Below are 2,647 nucleotides of genomic sequence, written 5' to 3'. Positions count from 1 at the left end.
GCCAGACTTCTCTTGAATGAGGGTGACTTTGACGCCTGGCAGTAAAACTGCCTTAGAGCGCAAGAGCCGAATGAGTTCAGGCATCGGGATAGCGGCACTATCAAAGTACTTGCCATCTGGCCATGCACGCACACGGGTGCCGTGAGATTTATCTTCTTTGCCAGCAGCGCTAGTTTTGAGCTTTTCAATGACCTTGCCTTCAGCAAAGGTCAAAGTAGAAATTTGGCCTTCACGCCATACAGTGACCTCTAGGCGCTTCGATAAGGCGTTTGTTACAGAAACACCGACACCATGCAAACCACCTGAGAAAGCATAGGCACCACCAGTGCCTTTTTCAAACTTACCGCCAGCATGAAGTTGGGTAAAAACGATTTCTACTACCGGCAACTTCTCAGTTGGATGCATACCAACGGGGATACCACGCCCATCATCTTCCACGCTCACACTGCTATCGGTATGCAATGTCACGATGATTTGTTTGCCAAATCCGCCCAAAGCCTCATCAGAAGCGTTATCGAGCACCTCCTGGATGATGTGCAAAGGATTGTCGGTGCGGGTGTACATTCCCGGCCGCTGACGGACGGGTTCAAGTCCTTTTAGAACCTGAATCGATGATTCGCTGTATTCGGAAGTTTTACGTGTAGCCATGCGCGGAAATTGTAGTCATGTCTGAAACAAAACCTGAATTTTCATCAATTACCCCTATATTCATGCCAAAATTGACGAATGGGAGCCTTAAGTCATATTCGCGTTTTAGACCTCAGCCGTGTGCTTGCCGGCCCGTGGTGCGCACAAAACCTCGCCGATCTCGGTGCAGATGTCATTAAAGTGGAGCGCCCAGGCGTTGGAGATGACACCCGGCACTGGGGTCCTCCATTTGTGAAGGATGCCCAGGGCAATGACACCTTAGAAACAGCCTATTTCATCTGTATTAATCGCAATAAACGCTCTATTACGGTAGATATCAGTAAGCCTGAGGGTCAAGAAATCATTCACCAACTGGCCAAAGAGTCAGATGTCGTCATTGAAAACTACAAAGTGGGTGATCTAGCCAAATACGGCTTGGACTATGAAAGCCTCAAAAAGGTCAAATCTGACCTGATTTACTGCTCTATTACTGGTTTCGGCCAAGATGGTCCTTATGCGCATCGCCCTGGCTACGACTTCATCATCCAAGGAATGGGTGGTTTTATGAGTGTTACCGGTGAAGCAGATGACTTTCCGGGGGCTAGCCCACAAAAAGCGGGGGTCGCCATTGCCGATATCTTCACCGGTATGTATGCCAGCACCGCTATTTTGGCTGCGGTCGTCCATCGAGATAAAACGGGACAGGGTCAATATATTGATATGGCCCTCCTTGATACCCAGATTGCAGTGATGGCCAATGTCTCCAGCGCCTATTTATGCTCAGATACAGTACCTCGTCGCTGGGGCAATGCCTCGCCCATCATTGTTCCTTATCAAACCTTTCCGACCTCAGATGGTTGGATGATTGTGGCAGTTGGCAACGATGGGCAGTTCAAGCACTTTGTCACAGCGGGTGGCGAGGCCCATTTGGCTGAAAACCCCCTCTATATTAATAATCCAATCCGCGTTGAGAATCGTAAGTCATTGATTCCATTACTAGAAGTGATGACGCGCCGTAAAACAAAGGCCGAGTGGATTAGCCTTTTAGAAGCGGCAAACGTACCCTGTGGGCCAATCAATAACTTTGAAGAAGTGTTTGATAACGAGCAAGTAAAGGCCCGTGGCGTCCAAATCCATGTTCCGCACCCTACGGCAGGCACTATGAAGCTCGTTGGTAGCCCAATGCGTCTATCAGAGACCCCGGTAGAGGTCCGTATGGCTCCACCCACCTTGGGTCAGCATACCGATGAAATACTTCGGGAGCGCCTTAGTCTTGATTCTCAGGCTATTGCCACACTGAAAGAAAAAGGGATTACTTAAATCCAATGTCCCAGAGCACGACAAGCCAAAAACTATCTCTGAAACAGGTACTGATTTTTGGCGGCCTGATGGTAACTTTTTCCATGGGGATACGCCATGGATTTGGTCTCTTTAATTTACCAATCACAATGGAAAATGGTTGGGGCCGTGAAACTTTCGCGCTAACTATCGCATTACAGAATTTAATTTGGGGTGCAGTTCAACCTATTACAGGTGCCTTAGCAGATCGCTATGGTGCATTCAAAATCATGGTCGCTGGTGGTGCACTTTATGCACTCGGTTTAGCTGGCATGGCCATCTCCACAGATGCCTTGAATTTTTCACTAGCTGGTGGATTACTCATTGGTCTTGCGCAAACTGCAACAACATACAGTGTGGTCTATGGAATATTGGGTCGCAACGTTGCTGCAGAAAAAAGAGTGTGGGCAATGGGCATTGCTGCAGCTGCAGGATCATTTGGACAGTTCCTCATGATTCCGGTTGAGCAAGGATTACTCAGCAGCCTTGGTGCAAATGATGCGCTCCTGATGTTGGCACTCATGGCCAGCCTCATGATTCCGATTGCATTTATGTTGCGTGAACCCAAGGCTATCAATCAACATCAAGGCAACGATCAAACTATCAAGCAAGCTTTAAAAGAAGCAATCCGTAACCCGAGTTTCAAGTTGCTTACCTTGGGATATTTTGTGTGTGGATTTCA

General features: G+C 48.1%; 3 protein-coding genes. 2 read left to right on the top strand and 1 reads right to left on the bottom strand.

The window, feature by feature from the left end:
* Positions 1-648, bottom strand: a 648-nt coding sequence (locus B7Y67_RS14890) for an ATP-binding protein (RefSeq protein ID WP_293599311.1), incomplete at its 3' end; no start/stop codon positions are given.
* A gap of 78 nt (positions 649-726) precedes the next feature.
* On the opposite strand from B7Y67_RS14890, the gene B7Y67_RS14885 reads away from it, so the two are divergent.
* On the top strand, positions 727-1,947 hold the full coding sequence (locus B7Y67_RS14885) for a CaiB/BaiF CoA-transferase family protein (RefSeq protein WP_293599310.1): 1,221 nt from the start codon (positions 727-729) through the stop codon (positions 1,945-1,947).
* Positions 1,948-1,952: 5 nt separating this feature from the next.
* Positions 1,953-2,647 (top strand): MFS transporter (locus tag B7Y67_RS14880; RefSeq protein WP_293599309.1); only part of this gene is annotated, 695 nt, incomplete at its 3' end.

This window comes from Polynucleobacter sp. 35-46-11 (assembly GCF_002281105.1).
Note: the sequence above shows the minus strand (reverse complement) of the source record. Positions and strands in the feature narration are given on the sequence as shown.

Bases quoted from the DNA above. Each gene is read 5' to 3' on its own strand.
- B7Y67_RS14885 (WP_293599310.1), top strand. From the start codon at position 727: ATGGGAGCCTTAAGTCATATTCGCGTTTTAGACCTCAGCCGTGTGCTT.